Raw genomic sequence first — 3,302 nt, 5'->3', positions numbered from 1 at the left:
GAAGAAGCCGTACCGATCCTGAAGCAAGTTGGAGGCGGATTGGAGAACGATGGGCCTGATGCACGGTTAGGTGACAGGGTTAGTCACGCGGCCTGAGGGGCCTCGTGGGTCATGATGGTCTCGAATTCGATGGGGGTCAATCTGCCGAGGCGGTCCTGTCGTCTGCGGCGGTGGTAGGTCCGTTCGATCCAGTGCACGATGGCGGCGCGGAGCTCGTCTCTGCTGGCCCAGGATCGTCGGTCGAGGACGCCTGTCTGCAGCAGCGAGAAGAAGCTCTCCATGGCCGCGTTGTCCCCAGCAGCACCGACCCTTCCCATCGACCCGAACATGCCATGCCGGGTGATGGCCTTCTGCATTTTCTTCGAGCGAAATTGAGATCCTCTATCGCTGTGCAGGATGCAGCCGGTCACGTCCCCCCGCCGGGCGACGGCACTGTTCAGCGCGGCCACGGCCAGGCGGGACTTCATCCTGGAGTCGATCGAATACCCAACGATCCGGCCCGCGTAGACGTCCTTGATCGCGCACAGGTACAGCTTTCCCTCGGTCGTCCAGTGCTCGGTGATGTCGGTCAGCCACAGCTCATTGGGGCCGACCGCGGTGAAGTCTCGCTCGACGAGATCGTCGTGCACGGGCGGGCCTGCCTTGCGATGCTTGCCGCGGCCTTTCTTGCTGATGGCGCTGGTCCAGCCGCCGACAGAGCAGATCCGCCAGGCGGTCCGCCGGCACATCTTCTCGCCTGCGGTCTCGGCTTCGTCGGCGAGGTAGCGGTATCCGAACTCTGGGTCTTCGCGGTGGGCGTCGAACAGGGCGTTGGCGCGGTATGCCTCGGCGAGCTCGGCATCGGTGACCGGGTTCTTGAGCCATCGGTAGTAGGGCTGACGAGCTATTCCAAGTACCCGGCAGGCCACCGTGACGGGGATGCCGTCAGCGGCGAGCTCGTTCACGAGCGGGTACCACCTTTTCCCGGCAGATTCGCCTGGGACAGGTAGGCAGCAGCGCGGCGCAGAACCTCGTTCTCCTGCTCCAGCAGGCGCACACGCCGCTTGGCCTCGCGCAGTTCCTGGGATGCCGCCGCGGTCGTGCCGGACTTAATCCCGGCCTCGACGTCGGTCTTGCGAATCCACTTCTGCAACGTCATGGGATGGATACCGAAGTCGGCGGCGATCTGCTCGAGCGTCACACCGTCTTCACGGGCCTGGGCGACGCGGACAACGTCGTCGCGGAACTCTTGGGGGTAGGGCTTGGGCACAGCAACATCCTTCCAGGCCGCCCCGGCAGGGCAAGCCAGATCAGATGTCACCTACTCGTGCACCAGCCCCGTACACCCCAGGCCCCGGCCATGGCGGTCCAGGCCCGGTGGCGGCGGGATGGCTGGAAGGGACCTACAGCGAGACCTACCCAGACGTGGGCCAGGACCTGGAGGGGATGAAACAGCTGTTTAAGCAGTTTTCCTTCCCCGGGGGTATTCCCAGCCATGTGGCTCCGGAAACCCCTGGCTCCATTCACGAAGGGGGGGAACTGGGATACGCTCTCTCACACGCCTACGGGGCAGCCTTCGACAACCCCGACCTTATTGTTGCGGCCGTGGTGGGCGACGGGGAGGCGGAAACCGGCCCGCTGGCAGCCAGCTGGCACTCCAATAAGTTCATGAATCCCGCACGCGACGGAGCCGTTTTGCCGATCCTGCACCTCAATGGCTACAAGATCGCTAGCCCCGCTGATTCACGGGGATCTGCGGATCGCTGGGCGAAAATAGACCGAAGTGCTTCCTGAACAGGGGAAACTGGGACTTGTCTAAGGTTCCATGTTCTCCAGCAGAAAGCACTCGGTAGGTGAAGCGTACTTCGTGGTCGTCCGGCCTGTCCGTTACTGCTGATGGTGTCGGGGTGATCTCCCACGCCGGAGCCATCGCACCCCGCCTTCTGGCGGATCGAGTGGGGCTGACCGTCGAACTGTCGAAGGCCATGACTCGCAGACGGTTCATCCCGATCCACGACCGCGGCCGGGTACTGATCGACGTCGCGGTGATGCTCGCCGATGGCGGCGAATCCATCTCAGACATCGGCGTCCTGCGCCACCAATCCGAGGCCCTGGGCCCGGTCGCCTCGGCCCCGACGGTGTGGCGCACACTCGATGAGATCACTGCCGGCAAGCGCAAGAAGATCCAGGTAGCGCGTGCCCGCACCCGCCGTCACGTGTGGTCCCGCCTGCCCGGCGGGGTGCCCGCATCGGCATGTGCGGGGCGGGATCTGGGATCGACAATCGTGCTCGATGTGGACGCCACGATCGTGGTCACCCACAGCGAAAAAGAGAACGCCGCACCGACGTACAAGCGCACGTTCGGGTACCACCCGATCGGTGTGTGGTGCGACAACACAGAGGAGTTCCTCGCCGCGAGCCTGCGCCCGGGCAATGCCGGGTCCAACACCGCGGCTGACCACATCGACGTCCTGGGCCAGGCGATCGCGCAGATCCCCGCCGCTCACCGCCGTGACCTGCTGATTCGATCCGACGGTGCAGGCGCCTCCCATGACCTTCTGGATTGGATCACCGAACAGAACGGCATCCGCGGTCGACGGGTGGAGTACTCGGTCGGGTTCTCCATCACCGCCCCGCTACGCCGGGCCATCGCGATCTGCCCAGAGGCTGCGTGGGGGCCGGCATTGAATCCCTCCGGCGACATCCGAGACGGGGCCGAGGTTGCCGAACTGACCGGCTTTCTCAGCCCCAGGATGCTCGCCAAGTGGCCAGACGGAATGCGAGTCATCGTCCGCCGCGAACGGCCCCACCCGGGTGCTCAGTTGTCGATGTTCGAGGAGATCGACGGGTGGCGCTACCAAGCATTCGTCACCAACACTGCCACCGGCCAGCTGCAGTTCCTCGAGGCCAGACACCGGGCTCACGCCCGGGTCGAGGACCGGATCCGACACGCCAAAGACACCGGCCTGGGCCGTCTGCCCTCGCGGGAGTTCGCTTTAAACCAGGCCTGGCTCGTGGCGGTGATGCTCGCCGCGGATCTGGTGGCCTGGACCCGGATGCTCGCTTGCACCGGCGACGCCGCAGTTCTGGCCTTGTGCGAGACCAAAGCGCTGCGCTACCGCTTCCTGCACGTGGCAGCCCGGCTGGTCCGAAGCGGCCGACGGCGGCGCGTGAAGATTCCCGAAACGTGGCCCTGGGCGACTGCCATCGTCGCAGTGTTCAACACGATCGCCGCGATCCCAAAACCGGCCTAACCTCACCCACCCGCAGTAGTGCCCCATAGAGTGGTGTAACTCGGTGGCCGAGATCGTCTGCGATTCCGT

The 3,302-nt window shown here is 65.1% G+C and carries 2 protein-coding genes and 1 pseudogene; 2 read left to right on the top strand and 1 reads right to left on the bottom strand.

Annotated features, from left to right (window positions below):
• Nucleotides 1-83 precede the first annotated feature (83 nt).
• A protein-coding gene (locus tag NR111_RS18055; protein ID WP_206475190.1) for an IS3 family transposase occupies nt 84-1,249 on the bottom strand; the annotation gives its coding sequence in 2 pieces (ribosomal slippage) (nt 84-962 and nt 965-1,249; 1,164 coding nt in all).
• On the opposite strand from NR111_RS18055, the pseudogene NR111_RS18050 reads away from it, so the two are divergent.
• Nucleotides 1,222-1,716 (top strand): annotated as a pseudogene (locus NR111_RS18050) (hypothetical protein); the annotation flags it as partial. The gene NR111_RS18055 and the pseudogene NR111_RS18050 sit on opposite strands and share 28 nt — an antisense overlap.
• A gap of 116 nt (nt 1,717-1,832) precedes the next feature.
• Nucleotides 1,833-3,233, top strand: a complete 1,401-nt coding sequence (locus NR111_RS18045; RefSeq protein WP_206475189.1) for an IS1380 family transposase — start codon at nt 1,833-1,835, stop codon at nt 3,231-3,233.
• Nucleotides 3,234-3,302: the final 69 nt, after the last annotated feature.

The organism is Dietzia sp. Die43 (assembly GCF_024519835.1).
GTDB lineage: Bacteria > Actinomycetota > Actinomycetes > Mycobacteriales > Mycobacteriaceae > Dietzia > Dietzia kunjamensis.
Note: the sequence above shows the minus strand (reverse complement) of the source record. Positions and strands in the feature narration are given on the sequence as shown.